Source organism: Streptomyces sp. NPDC033966 (assembly GCF_055575955.1).
In genome coordinates this window covers 426858-444380 of the sequence record NZ_JBVIRQ010000003.1, presented here as the reverse complement: position 1 = coordinate 444380, position 17523 = coordinate 426858, and the positions used below count along the sequence as shown (strand labels likewise).

Sequence of the window (17523 nt, the reverse complement as noted above, 5' to 3'; positions counted from 1 at the left end):
GTCCTACTCGTCGAGCAGGTCCGGCTGTTCGGCCGTGATCTCGTCCCACATGATCTGGAAGCTGTAGCGGCCGAGCTGTTCGTCTCCGAAGCCGTCCCGGGCCAGCAGGGCCTGCTCGTGGGACATCGGGACGGGCCGCCCGGCGGCGAGGGCCAGCAGCTGGACCTGGGCGCAGCTCTCGTAGGTGAAGAACCAGTGGACGGCCTCCTCCAGGGAGCCGCCCACGGTGATCAGGCCGTGGTGGCGCAGCAGCATGGCGCGCTTGGCGCCGAGGCGGTCGGCGATGTCCTGGCCGTGCTCGATCTTGATGGCCGGGCCGTCGTAGTCCCCGTACAGCACCTGGTCCTGGTAGAAGGCGGCGGATTCCTGGTCGTAGGGCTCCAGGAGCCGTTCCAGGGCGCCGAGGGCGCGGGCGTGGACGGTGTGGCCGTGCGCGATGGCGTTGGCCTCGGGACGCTCGTGGATCTTGGAGTGGATGGTGAAGGCGCTCGGGTTGACCTTGCCGGTGCCGTCGACGACGCGGCCGGCGGCGTCGACGCGGATCAGGTCGGCCACGCGTACGCGGTTGAAGGAGACGCCGAACGGATTGACCCAGAAGGTGTCCAGGTCCTCGGGGTCGCGGACCGAGATGTGGCCGGAGATCCCCTCGGCGTAGCCCGCCTTGCCGAACAGCCGCATGGCGGCGGCCAGTCGCTGCTTGCGGTGGCGGCGCTCGTCGGCGGCGGAGGCGAACTCCGGGTCGGCCGGGATCGGCAGGCCTGTGTGGGTGTCGGCGAGGAAGGCTTCGGGTGCGGTGGTGGACACGTCGGGTCTCCTGGAAGGTCGGATTCGGGCCCGCCCGTCCCCTGTCCCCCCACCCGCGCCAGGGCAGCGCGAAGCCCGCTGCGGGTAGTGGGAATTGCACCGAAACCCCTGGTCAGGTGGGGTGTTACGGCTGGGAGGGCGTCAGCTCCTGCACCTGAATCCTGTCCCACGGAGGGGTGGTTTTTCGGCCTCCAGCGGCTCCGCGCGGCTTCATAACCGTGCGTTTCACCTTTGCGCAGCGGGCCGGATTACGGGCATAGCGGTACAGACCACCCCGCGGCGGCCGTGCCGGGCCCGGTGCCGGGGTCAGGCCTGCCCGTCGGGTCCGGTCCAGCCGAAGGTGATGTGCTTGCTGGACTGGCCTTCCCTGCTCCAGTGGCAGCCGAAGGCGTCGGCGCGGTCGGCGGTGGAGCGGCCCCAGGTGGCGGCCTGACCCGGACCGGTCTCGCAGCCGGGCAGATTCGTCGACTGGACCCGTGCGCCCTCCGGGGTCGTGGGACCGGTGAGGGCCGCCGCGGCGGCCTCGACCCGGCCGGGGATCGTGGCCCGCCAGCCGCCGGGGTCCTCGTCGACCTCGATCCGGATGGGGGCGATGTCCATCCCCCGCATCTCCGCGTTCATCCTGGCCACCGTCTCGGCCGGCCAGCTGCCCGCCTGGCCCCCGTAGACCATCTGGAGCGCCTGGCGCTGGGCGTCGTCGGCGCGTTCGTCAAAGTGCTCGCCCCTCCGAAACGGTCACCCCATGAAACCCATGTCCCCCATCGGGTCCGTGTCTCCCATCGGCGCGTCCTGGAGGCCCGGGAGCAGCCAGTCCTGGAAGGGGGCGAGCGCCGCGAGGACGAGGAAGGCGATGCCTACGGCGCGGGCCAGCCAGGGGCCCCGGCGCCACAGCTTCTCCAGGAAGATCACCACGGCCACGGCCGCCATCGCGGCCACGTTCATCACCCCGAGCGGGATCAGCACGATCATCAGGCCCCAGCAGCAGCCGACGCAGTACAGGCCGTGGTGGGCGCCGACCCGCAGGTCCTTCGCCCACCGCCGGTAGCGCGAGTACCGGGCGAGCTGGAACATCGGGTTGCGGCAGTGCCGCAGGCAGACCCGCTTCAGCGGCCCGAACTGCTGGATCCCCGCGAGGAGGAAGGCCCCGGCGCCGATCCAGCGCGCCGTGGCGGGGCTGCCCTCGACCAGGTGCCCGGCCACCGCCAGCACCCCGTAGACCAGCAGCCCGAAGGCGGTCCAGGCCAGCAGGTACCCGCTGACGAACCCGGCGATGCGCAGCACCCGGGCGGGGCCCGCCGAGTGGCGGCCGATCCCGCGGACCCAGGTGATGGCCACGGGGGCCACCGAGGGCAGCATCATCGCCGCCATCATGACCACCCACAGCGCCAGGAAGAGCGGCGGCGCCATGCCCATGGTGCCGGGTTCCATCGCCATCCGCCGGGACTGGCCGACGGTGACCGCCCAGGCGAGTACGGCGATCAGTACCATCAGCGTCCAGCCGGCAGCCAGCTCGCGCCGCGGCAGCAGGACGCCGGGCCGGGCCGGCGCGGGAACGCCGGGGCGGAGGTGCGCCATCATGCGCCTCCCAGGGGCGCGGGTGCCCGAGGACCCCTCCAGCTCAGCACAGAACCGGCGGCCCGGCGATCCCGGATCCCGAATCGCTCACCCTTCCGGTCGGCGCGACCCCCTCAGCTAACATGTTCGAGCTAATACCGACCGGTTGAAATATGAACATCGGCTGAAAATTGATATCTGAGGAACCACGAGCGCTTCCGCGCACGAACAGCGCAATCGCGTCCGGGAACCGGCGCCGGCCACGCGCCCTCCTGTGGGCCGCGGTGGGCCTGACGGGCCTCGGGTTCCTGGTCGCCCTGGAGATCGCCGCGCGCCATTACGGCGTGCCGGGTCCGATCGTCAGCCAGGCGCGAGAGGTCGTCTTCGCCCCCCGGTCGGGGACGGTGCTGTACGCGAGCATGGCGCTGATGATGGTCGTGCTCACCTGGCGGGAGCGGTTCATCGCGCTCGGCGCCGCGATCGGCATCGACCTGGTCTTCTGGCTCGTGCGGTCGGCGGCCGACGCCGAGAACATGGTCGGCAGCGGCGCCCTGTGGGTGACCCTGGGCTGTGCCGTCTTCGCCCTCGTGCGCCGCACCGGAGCGGAACGCGCCCTGCTGCTGAAGGGCGTCGGCCTGGCCCTGCTGCTGGTCGCCGGACGCAAGACCGGCTACACCTGGCTGCTGATCACCTCGAAGACCCGCCCGATGGTGCTCGACCAGTACGTGGCGGCCGCCGACCACGCGCTCGGCAACCCCTCGTGGGTGGCGGGCCGGATCGTGGAGGCCACCGGCCCGGTCGGCCACCACGTCCTCGAGTGGGTCTACATCCAGCTCGCGGTGGGCGCGGTCCTCGTCGCCCTGTACCAGCTGCGCGGCGTGGCGTCCGAGCGCCGCTTCCCGGCCCATCACCTGGTGCGCACGTTCCTGGTCATAGGCCTGCTCGGGCCGGGCATCTACATGATCTTCCCGGTGGTCGGACCGATACTCGCCTACGGCGTCGACGGCGGGCAGTGGGCGGTGGCCAACCTGTGGCCGCACACCGCGCCGCCGCTCGGCATCCCGCAGCCGATGCCCTTCGACGAGTTCACCCCGCGCAACTGCATGCCCAGCCTGCACACGGCCTGGGCCACCGCGATCTTCATCCACTCCCGCAAGGGTCCCTGGGCCCTGCGCTTCCTCGGCGCCTTCTGGCTGGTCGCCACGCTCGGCGCGACGCTCGGCTTCGGCTACCACTACGGGGCGGACATCGTCTCCGGTGTGGTGTTCACCCTCACGATCGAGGCGGCGCTGCGCGCGCTCGCCCGCGGCTGGGACCGGCGGGCGACCCTGCTCGTCGGCCACGGCGCCGCGGTCTTCACCGCGCTCCTGGTGTCCTACCGCTACCTGTCGGTGGAGATGGCCGGACACCCGTGGGTGTTCGGGCCCCTGGTCGTCCTGGCCACGGCTTCGGTCGTCTACGGCTACGTACGAACCACCAGGCTGTGGGACCGGCAGCCGGAGCCGGCCCGGGTGCCGGCCCAGCGGCGCGAACCGGAGCCCGAGCTGGTCTGAGCCGGGGGCTGCCGGCTGCCGTGCGCGGCGTCGCCGAACGGCCGGTCAGGCGGCGGTGAGTCCACCGCCGCCGACGGTGACCTTGACGGAGCCCATGGCGCCTCCGGTCGCGGGCATGCTCAGGGGGCTGGAGCGCGGCCTGTGGCGCGTTGCCAGTCCCGGTAGGCGGCAACGGCTGTGGGAAGCGTGGGGAAGATGCGCTCCGGGCCGACCTTCGCCGTCAGGCCGTAGGCGTCGAGGGGGTGGCGCAGGTCCTGCTTGACGCGGGCGAGGGCGAACACGATCTCCTGTCGGGCGAGTTCGGAGCGCAGGGCCTCGACGGCGTCGAGGGCGGTGATGTCGACCTCGACGTTGGCCTCGGTGTTCAGGACGAACCAGTGCACGGGCTCGTCCTGGGCCGCGACCGAGGCCAGCGCCCGGCGGCGGAAGTCCTCGGCGTTGGCGAAGAACAACGGTGAGTCGTAGCGGTAGACGAGGAGGCCGGGAATGGTGCGGGCGGTCGGGTAGTCGTCGATGCCGTGCATGCCGGCCAGACCGGGCACCATGCCTTCGACCGCATCGTGGGGGCGGGCGACCCTCGTGAGCAGTTCGGCGACGGAGAGCGCCACGGCGAGGAGCACGCCGTACAGGATGCCGAGGGCGAGAACGCCGAGACCGCAGCCGAGGGCGAGCAGGAATTCGCGGCGGCGGAAGGCTGCCAGCCTGCGGAACTCGCCGACCTCGACCAGGCGTACGGCGGCGTAGACCACGATGGCGCCGAGGGCGGCGGAGGGGGTGTGGGCGAGCAGTGGGCCGAGGAAGAGCAGGACAGCGGACACGCAGGCGGCGCCGACCAGCGAGTACGCCTGGGTACGGGCTTCCGAGGAATCCGCGAGGGCGGTTCGGCTGGCACTGCTGCTGACCGGAAAGCCGTGCAGGACTCCGGCGCCGATGTTCGCCGCGCCGAGGGCCAGCAGCTCGCGGTTGGGGTCCAGGGGGTGCGGGTCGTCGTGCCGGGCGAAGGCGCGTGCGGTCAGGACGACGTCGGTGTAGCCGACCAGCAGAACGCCGAGAGCCGGCAGGACCAGGTCGGCGAGGTCGGTCAGCCGGGGCAGGGAGAAACCCGGCAAGCCGGTCGGGACCGCGCCGATGACGGCGATTCCCCGGTCCTCGTCCAGCGCGAAGACCGCCACCACCGCCGTGGCGAGGACGAGGACGAGGAGTGGTCCGGGCAGAGCCCGCCCCAGGAGGGGCAGGGTGAACAGCAGGAGCAGGCAGCCCGCGGCGATGAGGGTCGTGGGCCCGTGCAGGTCGCCGATGTGGCGGAGGAACGAGAGCAGCTGGGGGAAGAACCCCGATCCGCTGCCACTGGTCCTGGTCAGGCGGGGCAGCTGATCCACGATCATGATGAAGGCGACTCCGGCCAGGTAGCCGATGAGCACGGGCCTGGAGAGAAGGTCGGCCAGGAAACCGAGCCGGACGGCCCATGCGACCAGACAGAGCAGGCCGACGACGAGGGCCAGGGCTGCGGCGAGCGCCGCGTAGCGCGTGGGGTCACCAGCTGCGAGCGGCCCCACGGCCACAGCGGTCATGAGGGCGGTTGTCGACTCCGGTCCGACGGACAGCAGGCGCGAGGTGCCGCTCAGGGCGTAGAGGAGCATGGCCGGCAGGACGGCCCACAGGCCGACGACGGGCGGCAGGCCGGCCACACCCGCGTAGGCCATGACCTGCGGCACCAGGTAGGCGGCGACCGTGATCCCGGCCAGGACGTCGCCCCGTAGCCAGCTCGTCCGGTAGCCGCGGAAGGGGGGCGGGATCGCAGTGCGCCGTCCGTGCTTCGGCATGGCACCTCCGGGACTCCACGCGGGCTGTGGTCACATCGTGCAGGGCGGAGGGCTGCAAGGAGGTGAAGCGCGCGAGTGGGCCGACCATTACGTGCCGCTCCTTCGCAGACGGAAGCCGGTGACGATGTCGGGCCTGATACGGATCGCGCCCGATGCGGTGCCCTCGACCCAAGGCTGCAGGAGATGCGCGTAGCGTTCGACCTCGTCGTGGGCGGTGACGGCGGTGGCGTAGCCGGTGGCGACCACGCTCCACCCCAGGCGTTCCCCTTGATCGATGACGTCGGCTTCGTACGCGACGACCACGCCCGCATCCCCCTGTGCCGCGAGCAAGGCTGCCAGCGTCGAACCGTCCTGGACCTGGACGATGATGTCGCCGGCGTCGAGAAGGTGGGTGACCGGACGCACGGCGGGCAGCGCGTGGCGGGTGAACACGATCCGGCCCAGTTCGACGGTGTCCAGCAACTGCAGCGCCTCGTCCGCGCTGAGCTCTTCCATCTGTCGTCCCGGCATGCTGACGGCAGGCGAGCTGGTGGTCGTGAAGGCCGGGTCGCTCTTCATCGTGTGCATCCTTGGTCAAGCGGGCGGGACGCCGGTGCCCTTGCCCGCTGTCGGCTCCTCAAAGGGGCACGGGCCCAGGGGCATGGCATGGCATGGCATGGCGAACCATCCCCAGGCCCCCATGCCATGGCCATTCCAGTACATCGCGCACCTACCGGGTGGACGGGGTCGATGGCCGCGTGCCGGCCGTCTGGTGCCAGGATCTCCGGCTGCACCAATCCTGGGCATGGGCCGGTCGGCCCACAGACGGGGCCACAGGGCCCATCCCCGGGACCGGTGGCAAGGCCAAGACTGAGGACGGACCCGAACAGGAGGCCGTTCATGAGCACCCCTTCACCCACCCGTATCTCCGAGGCGCTGCCCGCCGGCTGCCGCTCGCGTCTGATGGAACCGGCCCAAGAGGTCAACTTCGACGAAGGGACCCGTCTCTTCCGCGAAGGTGGCCACGCCGACCGGTTCTGGATCGTCCGGTCCGGCACCGTGACCCTGGACGTCCGTGTGCCCGGGCGGCGCGCCGCCGTCATCGAGAGCCTCGGCGCCGGCCAACTGGTCGGCTGCTCCTGGCTCTTCAAGCCGTACTCCTGGCGTCTGGGCGCCGAAGCGATGACCCCCGTCCGCGCGTACGAGTTCGACGCGGAGCGCGTACCGACGCTGATGGACGCCGACGCCGCTTTCGGCTCTGCCCTGGGCCGCTGGGTCGGGCAGGTCCTCGCCAACCGGCTGCAGGCCGCCCGCGTCCGCCTTCTCGATCTGTACGCGCCCTACGGCAGCGGCAGCTTCCTCTGATCGTCCGCACAGGAGGAGATCCGCCAGAGCGTGCTCACCGAGCTGACACCCGGCGTGAACGTGGGCTTCGCCGTACAAGACGGCGTCGTCACGCTGCGCGGCCCGCTGCGGGACCGGGCCCTGGTCCCCCTGCTCGCACGGGCGGTCCGCGCGGTCGAGGGTGTCGTGGACGTCCGGATGGAGCCGAACGGCGCCGTCGCTGCCCAGTGCCTTCGCACGGCCACGGGGTGACGGTCGGCTGCTGGGAAAGCTCGCCGTGGAGCGGCGGGTCCAGGCGGCCGTGATCGCCGCCCGGGTGCACGAGCACGACATCGGGACTGCGAAGCAGTAGGAACGCCGGCGACGGTCACGGCGAGGGCGGGACCAGGGGTACCCGCCACTCCAGGCGAGTGCCTCTCTCTCCGTCGCCCCGCGCTGCGACGTCCATCCGGCCGCCCAGCCTTTCGGCACGCTCTGCCAGGTTCCGCAGTCCGCTGCGCCGACCGCGCTCGGGCAGGCCGACGCCGTCGTCCGTCACGGTGAGGGTCAGGTTCCCGTCGGCCGCAACGATCGAGACCTCGACGCGCGTGGCCTCGGCATGGCGGGCGACGTTGGTGAGAGCTTCCCCCACCACGGCGAGGACCTCGTCGGCGACGGCCGCCGGTACGTCGGTGTCGATCAGACCCTCCATTCTGAGGGCCGGCGCGAAGCCGAGGGCCGCAGCCGCCTCGTCCAGGGCCTGGACAGCGCGGGAGCGCAGCTTGGACGCCTGCCCGGGGGCGTCGTGCTCGCGGAGCCCGAAGATGGTCGAGCGGATGATCTTGATGGTGGCGTCGAGGTCGTCCACGGCGCGGGCGAGGCGTTCGGACGCCTGGGGGTGGTCGACGAAACGCTGGGCGCTCTGGAGGGTCATGCCGGTGGCGAAGAGGCGCTGGATGGCCAGGTCGTGCAGGTCGCGGGCGATGCGGTCGTGGTCCTCCAGCAGGCTCATCTGCTCGGTGTCGCGGCGCCGGTCGGCGAGCTCCAACGCGAGGGCGGCCTGGCCCGCGAACCCCGGAAGCGGGGCGACCTCCGTGGTGGCGAACACGGGGCGACCGTGCCGCCGGGCGAGCATCAGGACGCCGCTGAGCTTTTCCTTGGTGCCCACGGTGACGGCCACGGCCGGGCCGAAGCCCGTCCACCGCTCGGGTTGCACGGTGACGCGCTCGTCGGTCGCGACGTCGGGAACCGTGATGAGGCCGTTGCGGGTCAGCGCGGCCTCGGCGAGAGTGCCCTGGGTGCTGGGCAGGACGATCCCGCGGTGCGCCTCGGCCCCCTCCCCGAGCGCGAGGGAGCCGCGCAGTTCACCGGCGGAGCCGAGCAGGTAGAAGACGACCATGTCGGCGCCGGTGATGTCCTTGGCCCGTTCCAGCATGCCCTTGAGGACCTCCTCCTCGGGCGCTCCGGAGAGCAGGGCGCTGGTGATGTCGGAGCTGGCCTCCAGCCAGCGCTCGCGGAGCCGGACCTCCTCGAAGAGCCGGGCGTTCTCGATGGCGATGCCGGCCGCGACGGCGAGGGTGGACAGGACCGATTCGTCCTCGGCGTCGAATTCGGCTCCGCCTCGCTTCTCGGTCAGGTAGAGGTTGCCGAAGACCTCCTCACGGACCCGGATCGGGACACCGAGGAAGGAGTGCATCGGCGGATGGTGGTCCGGGAACCCGTAAGAGGCGGGGTGCTCGGACAGCTCCGACAGCCGCAGCGGTTCGGGATGGCGGATCAGCTCGCCGAGGATGCCGTGGCCGGAGGGCAGGTCTCCGATCTGTGCGCGGAGGTCGTCACTGATACCGACGGGAAGGAACTCGGCCAGCTTCTTGTCGTTCCCGATGACTCCGAGGGCCCCGTATTCGGCGTCCACGAGCACCACGGCGGCCTCGACGATGCCGCGCAGCACCTGCGGCAGGTCGAGTTCCCGGCCCACGGACATGACGGCCTCGAGCAGACCGTTCAGCCGGTCCCGCGTACCCCTGACCTCGTCGATCCGCGCCTGCAGCTCGTCCAGCAGTTCGTCGAGCCGCAGTCGGGGAACACCGCTCCCGGTGGGCTGTTCCCCTGTGCGCATGCCCGCCTCCGGCCGGAAATGATGGCGAGAAGACCACCACTTCCACGGTATCCCCGGCCGGAGAGCCTGGCCTTCCCACTCACTGGGAGGCAGTTGCGCCGTTCGGCCTCTCCTCGTGCCGCGGCGTGCCGGTCTCGTCGTGCAGGTGCCGGACGTGGGCGTCCGGGCCGGGAAAGAAGACGGTGGTACGGCCGGTGTCGGACCAGCGCACGTCGTACGGCGGGGTGCCGTCCTCATGGTGCAGGGCGATGACTTCTCCGTCACGGCCGGGCATTCCGACGCTGAAGCCGCCGACGACGATCTGGTCGCCCACCTCGGCGTGGATCCCGTGCCCGTCGGCAGGTGAATGTGCGTTCATGGTCATGCCTTTCTGTGGAATGCGCCGCGCAGGAGCCGGGCGGTGACGAATGCCGCGAGGGCTGCCGCGGTGGCGAGCCCAGCGTCTCGACCGCCGGCAGGCGTCGGACCAGGGCGCCCCGGGCCGCCGTGCGGCGGGCCCCGAGGGCGAGGGCGGGGGTGACCACGGCGGGCAGGGACTCCGGCACTGCGGCGACGCGTTCGGCCTCGGCCTGCGTCAGCCCCGTCGGGGCCGGGGAGCCGGCAGGCGTGTCGGTCGTGCGGCTGGTCATCGCGGACTCAGCCGGTGGGAACTGTGATCACCGGGCATTGCGCGCGGTGCAGGAGGCCGTGGACGACGGATCCGATCCGCATGCCGGTGTATCCGCCGCGTCCACGGCGGCCCACGACGACGGCCAGGGCGTGCTCGGCGGCCCGGGCCAGTTGCTCGACGGGGTGGCCGGTGAGGACCTCGTGCGTCACATGGACGTCCGGGTACTTCTCCGACAGGCCGGCGGTGGCTTCGGAGAGCAGGGTGCGCTGTGCCTGCAGCGCTACCCCCTCGTCGTCCAGCATGACGAGCGGCGGCTGCCGCACGCAGACGACCCGCAGCGCCGCCCCGCGGAGGTCGGTCTCGTCGAAGGCGAAGGCCAGCGCGGCAGTGGCGGATGCGCTGCCGTCGATACCCGCGACGACATAGGGCGGCTGCTGGCTGATGTGCTCGGCGTCGCCCACGACGACGACCGGGCAATCGGCCTGGGCGGTGACGGGGACCACGAGCGAGCCGGCACTGAAGAACTCGGCGGTGCGGCTCAGGTGCCGGGAGCCGAGGACGATCATGCGGGCGTCCCGCGCCGCACGACCCAGGACGGGGGCCGGGAAGCCGCCGAGCAGATCACCGGTGACGCTCACCTCGGGGTGGCGGTCACGTACCCAGTTGCACGCTTGTTCGAGTCGGTCCGATCCGGCCTGTCTCAGGGCCGTCTGGCCGGGGATGTCATCGACGTGATGGGTGTCGTGCTGGGGCGGTACCGCCAGCACCAGGCGCAGCGGGAGCCGGCGCCGAAGCGCCTCGTCGGCGGCCCACGCCAGGGCAAGGTGCCAGTCCCGGCCCGGGTCGATGCCCACGACGATGTCATGGGCTCCTGCCCGGCGGCTGGTCATGACCGGCTCCCGAAGTCGCTGCCGGTCCGGGGGACGAGGAGGACGGGGCAGTGGGAGTGGTGCAGCAGGCTGTGCGTGGCCTTGGCCAGGTTGGGGGCGAGCCCGAGGGGCCCTGGAACCCGGCGGCCGCCCATGACGAGCAGGTCCGCGTGACGGGACGCCTCGACCAGGACGCCGGCCACGGAGACGCTCTTCTCCGCATCGGCCTGCACGTCCAGGTCGGGGAACTCGCCGCGGACCACGTCCGCGACAGCCCGCAGGGTCTCTGCGTGCCCGCCTGCGATCTCGTCCACGCCGTCGAGCATGCTGACCACCTCGCCGACGGACTGGAGCACGTTCCACACGTGCAGCAGTCGCAAGGAGGCCTTGTGCAGCTCTGCTTCCTTGGCGGCGTACCGGGCGATCAGGAGATCGTGCTCATCGCGGATCGCCGCGAGGACCGTGCCGGTCTCCTCGGACCCGTCGATGCCGCGGACGACGATGACGGGCGTCCTGGCGACGGCCGCGGTGCCCAGGCCGACCGAGCCGAGCATGAGGGAGTTGAAACCGCCCAGGCCCCGGTTGCCCACCACGACCGTGCCGTGGAGCCCGCCGGCGCGGTGCAGGCTGTCGACGGCGCCCGCGCGGCTGAACTCGGTGGTCACGTTCAGCCCGGGGTACTCGGCCGACACGGCCTTCGCCGTGTCGTCCAGGAGCGCCCGGCCATTGGCGCGGACCCGTTCAATGGTCTCCGCCGACAGGTACAAGGCCCTGCCGTCGGTGTCGGCGCCGTAGACGATGTGCAGGGGACGGTCTCGGCGGACGGCTTCCTTGGCCGCCCACAGAGCGGCGACGCGCGCCGGTTCCGAGCCGTCCACGCCGACCGTGACCGAGCTGCTGTCCGGAGTGCGGAATGTATTTTCCACGATTCCTCCCAACCGAGAAGCCGATGAGGGACACCCCCCACGCTGGCAGCGTCGACTCTCTGGGAAGAGGGCCGCCCGGGGCCGCAGACGGGACCAAAGGTCCCCCATCATCATGGCCCCGCGCCCCGGTCCCCTACCGGCCCCCTGGAGGGACCGTTCGGCCCTCGATCCCCAGCGGTCACCGGCGGATGGTTGGAGGCACACCCCTCACCGGACATCAGCCTCGCCCGGCACGGCGGAACAGGAGGGCCTCATGAAGCACCTCAAGGTGGCGGACCTGATGACGACGTCCTCACGGACGTGCTCGGTGTGCCGGCCGGTGACGTCGACGTCCACGTGGTGGACGGCGTCGTCGCTCTGGACGGACAGGTCGAGCGCCGGAGTCAGCTCCCCGCACTTCTCAGCCTCGTCGAACGGCTCGACGGGGTCGTCGCGGTGGCATCTCGTGTCACCGCCCGCACCGACGGCACGGCAACCCACGCGGACCATGCCCGGCACGCACTGCCGTGGTGATGAACGCCGGACCGCACGAAGGGAATGGGAGCCATGAAGAACCACGTGACCGTCGGAGTCGACGGCTCCGACGAGAGCCGGGCAGCAGCACGCTGGGCCGCGCGGGAAGCCGTCCTGCGGCAGGTGCCGCTGCGTCTCGTGCACGCCGTTGACTGGCCCCTGGACCCGGTGTTCCCCGGCCTGGGCCGCCAAGACGTGGACCGCTGGGCGGATCAGGCCCTGACCGAAGCCGCGCAGGAGCTGCACGGGCGCCACCCGCAGCTCGAGATCACCACCCGCTGCCTGACAGCACGGCCGGCCGCCGCCCTCGCGGCCGAGGCCGCCGACGCCGGGCTGCTGGTTCTGGGATCGCGCGGCCTGGGCGGCCTGGCCGGATTCATCGTCGGCTCCGTGGCACTGTCCACTGTGGTCGCGACCGACACCCCGGTCGTCCTCGTTCGCATCGCCGACGACCCGGACGGCCCGGGCACCGGATTCGCGGCCGAGGTCGTCGTGGGTGTCGACATTCACGAAGCGTGCGACCGGGTACTCGCCTTCGCCTTCGAAGAGGCGGCCCGGCGCGACTGCCCGCTGCGGGCCGTCCACGGCTGGAAGATGCCGGCCGCCTACAGCTACGTCCCCTTCTTCGACCCGGACAACGAACGGGACATCGGCAGGAGCGTCGCGCACATGGTGGACGACACGCTGCTGCCCTGGCAGCACAAGTTCCCCGACGTGAACGTCAGCCAGAACGTCTTCATGGGATCGGCGGCCGGACATCTCGTCCGTGCCTCGCAGGGCGCGGGACTCGTCGTCGTGGGGCGCCATGTGCGCCGCTCGCCCCTCGGTGCACACCTGGGCTCGGCTGCCCATGCGGTCCTGCACCACGCAGCAGCCCCCGTGGCCGTCATCGCCCACGACTGAACGAGCGGAAGCCGGTGAACGGCCGTGCGAGGCACGCAGCAAGGGCGGAAAGGGTCCGCCCGCTTCTCGCGGATCCCGATTGTGCGGTGCACGGCGCTCGGCCGCTTCTCCGCATCCTCGCAAGGACCCTTTCCGCACTTCCATGGAATCACCCCTGGGCGGTGCCCACCAGGGCCGGCCGGACCTCCTCGGGCCCCGGACAGCCCTGCCCACGGAAGGGTCGCCCTTCACGCCATCGCGAGTACCGGCACTCCCATCGAGGAGGAAGACCATGAAGCACCTGCGCAACGTCGAGGACGTCATGACGCACGCCGTGATCTCTGTCGACCGACGAACCGCGTTCAAGGACATGGTGGAAGAGCTGCGGATGTGGAACGTCAGCGCGCTCCCCGTCCTGGCCCATGACGGACAGGTGGTCGGCGTCGTCTCCGAAGCCGACCTGCTGCTCAAGCCCCAAGGCACCGACACGGCCCACGACACGACCGCCGAGCAGCTGATGACCCGCCCGGCAGTGACCGTCACGAAGGACGCCACCATCCCCGCCGCGGCGCGTCTGATGGCCCGCGGGCACCTCAAGCGTCTTCCCGTGGTCGACGGCGACGGCCGCCTCGTCGGCGTCGTCAGCCGCGGCGACCTGCTCAAGGTCTTTCTGCGGCCGGACGAGGACATCGGTGCCGAGGTCCGCGAACTGATCATGTACCAGCTGGTCCCGCACGGTCCCGCCGAAGCGCATGTCCACGCGCACGGTCCGGTCGAGGTGCACGTCCACGTCGCCCACGGCATCGCCTACCTCAACGGTTCGCTGCCGGACCCGGCGATGGTAGACGTCGTCGTACGCGCCGCCAGTACCGTACCGGGCGTGGTCGACGTCAAGGCGGATTTCACCGCCCCCATCTCGGCATGAGGGCCGCCGTGCTCTGCAGCATTCCGTGAGGTTATGCGCCGGCCCGAGGGGGGCTATTCGACGGGGATGTCCGCCCGGACGATGGTGATCGGGCACGGTGCGTGGAGCGCCGTCTGATGGCTCACCGAACCGAGCAGGGCTCGGCTGAAGCCGCCGCGACCGCGGCTGCCCACGACCAGCATGTCCGCGCCGTCTGCCGCATCCACCAGGACGTCTACCGGATTGCCGCGTACCAGGCGCTGGTGCACTGAGGAAGCGCCGTCCTCACCGAGAACCGTGCGGACCTCCTCGACCAGACGCCGCTCGGCCTCCTCCTCGTCGAACGTGGTGTCCACCGCTGGAGCCGACCATGATGCGGCACCGGGCAGGTCCCATGCCGCGACCGCCTCCACTCGCCCGCCCACCAGCCCCGCGTACCGGACCGCCCAGCGCAGCGCGGCCTGCGACGAGGGCGATCCGTCGACGCCCACCACGATCCGCGGAGCCTCTTGCTGCCTGTCCATTCCGTTCGTCCTTCCGACGGCTGATACATCCACAGTGTGCGCATTACGAACACAGCGCCACGCGAGCATGCAGCGACTGCCGGTCAGCCCTTGGGCAGCCGGAACCACCGCCCCCGGCCTGCGGAAATGCGTTCGAAAGTCCTCGCCCAGGGCGAGGCGGCGATCAGCCCGGAACCCTTCCTGGCCGCCCGCACCGTCCAGGAGTCGATCGACATCAACAACTCCACCGGGCCGGCGATCATCGTCTCCTCCGCCGGCATGGCCACCGGTGGCCGCGTCCTGCACCACGTCCACCGCATCCTGCCCGACCCCCGCAACGCCGTGGTCATCGTCGGCTTCGCCGCCGCCGGCACCCGCTCCCGCGACCTCGTGGACGGCGCCCGCACGCTCAAGATGTTCGGCGAGTACGTCCCCGTACGAGCCGAGGTCGCCGATGTCCCGCACTTCTCCGCGCACGCCGACGCCGACCAGATCATCGACTGGCTGCGCGCCGCCCCGGCCCCGCACACCACCTACCTCGTCCACGGCGAGGAGACCGCCGCCGAAACCCTGCGGGACCGCATCGACCACGAGCTGAAATGGACGGCCGTCGTACCCAAGTCCGGGGAGGCCGTCCTGGTCCGCTGACCGGGGCCGGACGGTCCCCCCGGTGTGCACCGCGAGGCCCTCCCGGACGTGGTGGCCCACCGAGCAGGGTGGATGCGAAGGGTTGGAGGCACTCCATGAGCACCGTGCACACCTTCCTCGAAGCGATGGCACCGGAAGCCCGCGAGGCCCTGCTCGCCCACTCCCACCAGGTGGCGCCACCGTCTCCCACGAGGTGCGGGCCCTGGAGTTCGACGCAGCGGCCGTACGCCAGCTGTGCAACGCGGACTCGGCCGTCGGTCGCTCCGTCGCCGTCGCCGCGGGCGCGGTCATCGCCGACCGGCTCGACTCCGCCCGCACCCGGCTCCTTGACCTGTTCGCCCCTCACGGCAGCGGCACCCCGCTCGCCTACGCACGCTGAGGACCCCGCCATGACCTCCACCCCGTACACCGTCGCAGACGTCATGACCGTCAAGGTCATCGCCGTCACCCCCTCGACCGGCTTCAAGGACATCGCCACCGCCATGGAGCGGTGGAAGGTGACCGCCCTGCCCGTCATCGAGGGCGAGGGCCGCGTCGTCGGCGTGGTCTCCGAAGCCGATCTCCTGCCCAAGGAAGAGTTCCACGAGCACCGCCCGGGGCTGATCGAACAGATGCGCCGCCTCGGCGACACTGCCAAGGCCGGCTCCAGCCGCGCCGAGAACATGATGACCACCCCGGCCGTCACGATCCGCCCCGACGCCACCCTCCCTCAGGCCGCCCGCCTCATGGCCGACCGGCACATCAAGCGCCTCCCGGTCGTCGACGCCAACGGCACCCTCAAGGGCATCGTCAGCCGCGCCGACCTCCTCAAGGTCTTCCTCCGCACCGACGAGGAACTCGCCACCGAGATCCGCCGCACCGTCGTCGACCGCCTCTTCCCCCTCTCCCACGAAGCGGTCAAGGTCACCGTGGCCCAGGGGATCGCCACTCTGACCGGCCAGGTCCGCGACGGCAACCTGATCCGCCTGGCCGAACGCCTCGCCCACTCCGTCGAGGGCATCGTCGACGTCCACTGCCGACTGGATGCACCGGCCGAGGCGTGAAGTCCGACCGCGGAGCCGTGCCGGGACGGCGCCGCGCAGAGCCCGTACCGACGAGGAGCGCAGCGACGAACAAGCCCTGCGGTCAGCGCCGGATGGCGATGACCTCGGCGTCCGCGTTCATGGCGCGCAGCCTCCGCACCGCTTGCAGCAGCGTGACTTGAGCGTTCGCACGCATGTCCGGTGACAACAACGGCTGTTGTGTGCCAACTGTCGTTGTGTGCGTCACAGGCCCTCAGCGGCGGACCCTCGGCATGCCCAGGCCGATCCAGGAGATGATCTCGCGCTGGATCTCGTTGTTGCCGCCGCCGAAGGTGAAGATCACGGCGCTGCGGTAGCCGCGTTCCAGCTCGCCGTGCAGCACCGCGCCCGCCGAGCCGTCCTTGAGGGAGCCGGCCGCGCCGACCACCTCCATCAGCCAGGCGTACGCGTCCCTGCGCGCCTCCGAGCCGTACACCTTGACGGCGGAGGCGTCCTGCGGGGTGAGGGTGCCCGACTGGACGGCGTTCACCATCTGCCAGTTGAGCAGCTTCATCGCGTCGAGGCGGGCGTGGGTGCGGGCGAGGCGGCCGCGCACCCAGGACAGGTCGATGACGCGGCGCCCGTCGGCGAGCTTCGTCGCGGCGGCCCAGCGCTGCACGTCGTGCAGGGCGCGGATGGCCATGGTGCCGTGGGCCGCGAGGGTGACGCGCTCGTGGTTGAGCTGGTTGGTGATCAGGCGCCAGCCCTTGTTCTCCTGCCCGACGCGGCGGTTCGCGGGGACGCGGACGTCCTCGTAGTAGCTGGCGGTGGTGTCGTGCGAGGCCAGGGTGTTGATCAGGGTGCAGGAGTAGCCGGGGTCGGAGGTCGGCACGAGCAGCATGGTGATGCCCTTGTGCGCGGGGGCGTCCGGGTCGGTGCGGACGGCGAGCCAGACCCAGTCGGCGGTGTCGCCGTTGGTGGTCCAGATCTTCTGGCCGTTGACCACGTAGGTGCCGGTCTCCTCGTCGCCCTCGCGGACCGCCTTGCACTTGAGGGCGGCCAGGTCGGTGCCGGCGTCGGGCTCGCTGTAGCCGATGGCGAAGTCGATCTCCCCGGAGAGGATCCTGGGGAGGAAGTACGCCTTCTGCTCGTCGGTGCCGAACTGCATGATGGTGGGGCCGACCGTGTTGAGCGCCATCAGCGGCAGCGGGACGACGGCCTGCGCGGCCTCGTCGAAGAAGATGAACTGGTCCATGGCCGACATGCCGCGGCCGCCGTACTCCTTCGGCCAGCCCACGCCGAGCCGGCCGTCCGCGCCGAGGCGGCGGATGGTCTCCCGGTAGAAGCGCTTCTGCGCGGCGGGGTCCTCGTAGCGGGCGTAGACGTCCTCGGGCACGAGCTCGGCGAAGTAGGCGCGCAGTTCGGCGCGCAACTGCTGCTGCTCAGGCGTGTATTCGAGGTGCACGGCCCCTCCGGAGGTCTGGCGGCACTGCCGGTCGCTGTGGTGGCGGC

At 71.3% G+C, this 17523-nt stretch carries 19 protein-coding genes and 1 pseudogene; 9 read left to right on the top strand and 11 right to left on the bottom strand.

The window, feature by feature from the left end:
• Positions 1-3: 3 nt before the first annotated feature.
• The 3 genes and pseudogenes from ACZ518_RS10980 to ACZ518_RS10970 all read right to left on the bottom strand — a co-directional run bounded on the left by ACZ518_RS10980 (position 4) and on the right by ACZ518_RS10970 (position 2379).
• On the bottom strand, positions 4-804 hold the full coding sequence (locus ACZ518_RS10980) for a class II aldolase/adducin family protein (RefSeq protein WP_469112713.1): 801 nt from the start codon (positions 802-804) through the stop codon (positions 4-6).
• A 306-nt stretch (positions 805-1110) separates the two neighbouring features.
• Positions 1111-1515 (bottom strand): annotated as a pseudogene (locus ACZ518_RS10975) (DUF1326 domain-containing protein); the annotation flags it as partial.
• Between the two features lie 24 nt (positions 1516-1539).
• A complete protein-coding gene (locus ACZ518_RS10970; protein WP_469112951.1) occupies positions 1540-2379 on the bottom strand; it encodes a DUF2182 domain-containing protein in 840 nt (279 codons plus the stop codon).
• Positions 2380-2549: 170 nt separating this feature from the next.
• Here ACZ518_RS10970 and ACZ518_RS10965 point away from each other — a divergent pair, with 170 nt between their 5' ends.
• Entirely contained in the window at positions 2550-3911 is a 1362-nt protein-coding gene (locus ACZ518_RS10965; RefSeq protein ID WP_469112712.1) for a phosphatase PAP2 family protein, read from the top strand.
• A gap of 119 nt (positions 3912-4030) precedes the next feature.
• On the opposite strand, the gene ACZ518_RS10960 is transcribed toward ACZ518_RS10965, so the two are convergent.
• Both ACZ518_RS10960 and ACZ518_RS10955 read right to left on the bottom strand, forming a co-directional pair.
• The gene (locus ACZ518_RS10960; protein WP_469112711.1) at positions 4031-5734 is read right to left on the bottom strand and encodes a SulP family inorganic anion transporter; all 1704 of its coding nucleotides are present in this window, start codon (positions 5732-5734) and stop codon (positions 4031-4033) included.
• Between the two features lie 87 nt (positions 5735-5821).
• Entirely contained in the window at positions 5822-6292 is a 471-nt protein-coding gene (locus ACZ518_RS10955; protein WP_469112710.1) for a pyridoxamine 5'-phosphate oxidase family protein, read from the bottom strand.
• Between the two features lie 321 nt (positions 6293-6613).
• On the opposite strand from ACZ518_RS10955, the gene ACZ518_RS10950 reads away from it, so the two are divergent.
• Positions 6614-7078 (top strand): Crp/Fnr family transcriptional regulator, encoded by a 465-nt coding sequence (locus tag ACZ518_RS10950; protein ID WP_469112709.1) that lies wholly within the window; start codon positions 6614-6616, stop codon positions 7076-7078.
• A gap of 18 nt (positions 7079-7096) precedes the next feature.
• The gene (locus tag ACZ518_RS10945; protein ID WP_469112950.1) at positions 7097-7309 is read left to right on the top strand and encodes a hypothetical protein; all 213 of its coding nucleotides are present in this window, start codon (positions 7097-7099) and stop codon (positions 7307-7309) included.
• A gap of 115 nt (positions 7310-7424) precedes the next feature.
• On the opposite strand, the gene ACZ518_RS10940 is transcribed toward ACZ518_RS10945, so the two are convergent.
• From ACZ518_RS10940 to ACZ518_RS10925, 4 genes are all read right to left on the bottom strand, one after another.
• Complete coding sequence (locus tag ACZ518_RS10940) at positions 7425-9155, bottom strand: sensor histidine kinase (protein WP_469112708.1); 1731 nt, start codon at positions 9153-9155, stop codon at positions 7425-7427.
• A gap of 79 nt (positions 9156-9234) precedes the next feature.
• A complete protein-coding gene (locus ACZ518_RS10935) occupies positions 9235-9513 on the bottom strand; it encodes a DUF1918 domain-containing protein (protein WP_469112707.1) in 279 nt (92 codons plus the stop codon).
• Positions 9514-9791: 278 nt separating this feature from the next.
• A complete protein-coding gene (locus ACZ518_RS10930; protein ID WP_469112706.1) occupies positions 9792-10655 on the bottom strand; it encodes a universal stress protein in 864 nt (287 codons plus the stop codon).
• Complete coding sequence (locus tag ACZ518_RS10925) at positions 10652-11560, bottom strand: universal stress protein (protein ID WP_469112705.1); 909 nt, start codon at positions 11558-11560, stop codon at positions 10652-10654. The genes ACZ518_RS10930 and ACZ518_RS10925 overlap by 4 nt, the downstream gene beginning before the upstream one ends.
• A 300-nt stretch (positions 11561-11860) precedes the next feature.
• Between ACZ518_RS10925 and ACZ518_RS10920 the strand changes: the two genes are divergently transcribed.
• The 3 genes from ACZ518_RS10920 (at position 11861) to ACZ518_RS10910 (ending at position 13880) form a co-directional block, all read left to right on the top strand.
• Positions 11861-12073, top strand: a complete 213-nt coding sequence (locus ACZ518_RS10920) for a BON domain-containing protein (protein WP_469112704.1) — start codon at positions 11861-11863, stop codon at positions 12071-12073.
• A gap of 33 nt (positions 12074-12106) precedes the next feature.
• Positions 12107-12976: a universal stress protein gene (locus ACZ518_RS10915; protein WP_469112703.1), complete on the top strand. Its 870-nt coding sequence runs from the start codon at positions 12107-12109 to the stop codon at positions 12974-12976.
• 271 nt (positions 12977-13247) lie between these two features.
• Complete coding sequence (locus ACZ518_RS10910) at positions 13248-13880, top strand: CBS domain-containing protein (RefSeq protein ID WP_469112702.1); 633 nt, start codon at positions 13248-13250, stop codon at positions 13878-13880.
• Between the two features lie 53 nt (positions 13881-13933).
• Here the strand turns inward: ACZ518_RS10910 and ACZ518_RS10905 are convergent, their stop codons facing one another.
• The gene (locus tag ACZ518_RS10905; RefSeq protein WP_469112701.1) at positions 13934-14383 is read right to left on the bottom strand and encodes a universal stress protein; all 450 of its coding nucleotides are present in this window, start codon (positions 14381-14383) and stop codon (positions 13934-13936) included.
• Between the two features lie 126 nt (positions 14384-14509).
• Here ACZ518_RS10905 and ACZ518_RS10900 point away from each other — a divergent pair, with 126 nt between their 5' ends.
• The 3 genes from ACZ518_RS10900 to ACZ518_RS10890 all read left to right on the top strand — a co-directional run bounded on the left by ACZ518_RS10900 (position 14510) and on the right by ACZ518_RS10890 (position 16053).
• Entirely contained in the window at positions 14510-15010 is a 501-nt protein-coding gene (locus ACZ518_RS10900; protein WP_469112700.1) for an MBL fold metallo-hydrolase RNA specificity domain-containing protein, read from the top strand.
• A gap of 193 nt (positions 15011-15203) precedes the next feature.
• On the top strand, positions 15204-15389 hold the full coding sequence (locus tag ACZ518_RS10895) for a hypothetical protein (RefSeq protein ID WP_469112699.1): 186 nt from the start codon (positions 15204-15206) through the stop codon (positions 15387-15389).
• Between the two features lie 10 nt (positions 15390-15399).
• Positions 15400-16053: a CBS domain-containing protein gene (locus ACZ518_RS10890; protein WP_469112698.1), complete on the top strand. Its 654-nt coding sequence runs from the start codon at positions 15400-15402 to the stop codon at positions 16051-16053.
• Between the two features lie 232 nt (positions 16054-16285).
• Here the strand turns inward: ACZ518_RS10890 and ACZ518_RS10885 are convergent, their stop codons facing one another.
• A complete protein-coding gene (locus ACZ518_RS10885) occupies positions 16286-17476 on the bottom strand; it encodes an acyl-CoA dehydrogenase family protein (protein WP_469112697.1) in 1191 nt (396 codons plus the stop codon).
• Positions 17477-17523: the final 47 nt, after the last annotated feature.

Coding starts and splice junctions, on each gene's coding strand:
- ACZ518_RS10970 (WP_469112951.1), bottom strand. CDS start 2,379: ATGGCGCACCTCCGCCCCGGCGTTCCCGCGCCGGCCCGGCCCGGCGTC.
- ACZ518_RS10915 (WP_469112703.1), top strand. CDS start 12,107: ATGAAGAACCACGTGACCGTCGGAGTCGACGGCTCCGACGAGAGCCGG.
- ACZ518_RS10910 (WP_469112702.1), top strand. CDS start 13,248: ATGAAGCACCTGCGCAACGTCGAGGACGTCATGACGCACGCCGTGATC.
- ACZ518_RS10900 (WP_469112700.1), top strand. CDS start 14,510: ATGCGTTCGAAAGTCCTCGCCCAGGGCGAGGCGGCGATCAGCCCGGAA.
- ACZ518_RS10890 (WP_469112698.1), top strand. CDS start 15,400: ATGACCTCCACCCCGTACACCGTCGCAGACGTCATGACCGTCAAGGTC.
- ACZ518_RS10935 (WP_469112707.1), bottom strand. CDS start 9,513: ATGAACGCACATTCACCTGCCGACGGGCACGGGATCCACGCCGAGGTG.
- ACZ518_RS10960 (WP_469112711.1), bottom strand. CDS start 5,734: ATGCCGAAGCACGGACGGCGCACTGCGATCCCGCCCCCCTTCCGCGGC.
- ACZ518_RS10955 (WP_469112710.1), bottom strand. CDS start 6,292: ATGAAGAGCGACCCGGCCTTCACGACCACCAGCTCGCCTGCCGTCAGC.
- ACZ518_RS10940 (WP_469112708.1), bottom strand. CDS start 9,155: ATGCGCACAGGGGAACAGCCCACCGGGAGCGGTGTTCCCCGACTGCGG.
- ACZ518_RS10930 (WP_469112706.1), bottom strand. CDS start 10,655: ATGACCAGCCGCCGGGCAGGAGCCCATGACATCGTCGTGGGCATCGAC.
- ACZ518_RS10905 (WP_469112701.1), bottom strand. CDS start 14,383: ATGGACAGGCAGCAAGAGGCTCCGCGGATCGTGGTGGGCGTCGACGGA.
- ACZ518_RS10950 (WP_469112709.1), top strand. CDS start 6,614: ATGAGCACCCCTTCACCCACCCGTATCTCCGAGGCGCTGCCCGCCGGC.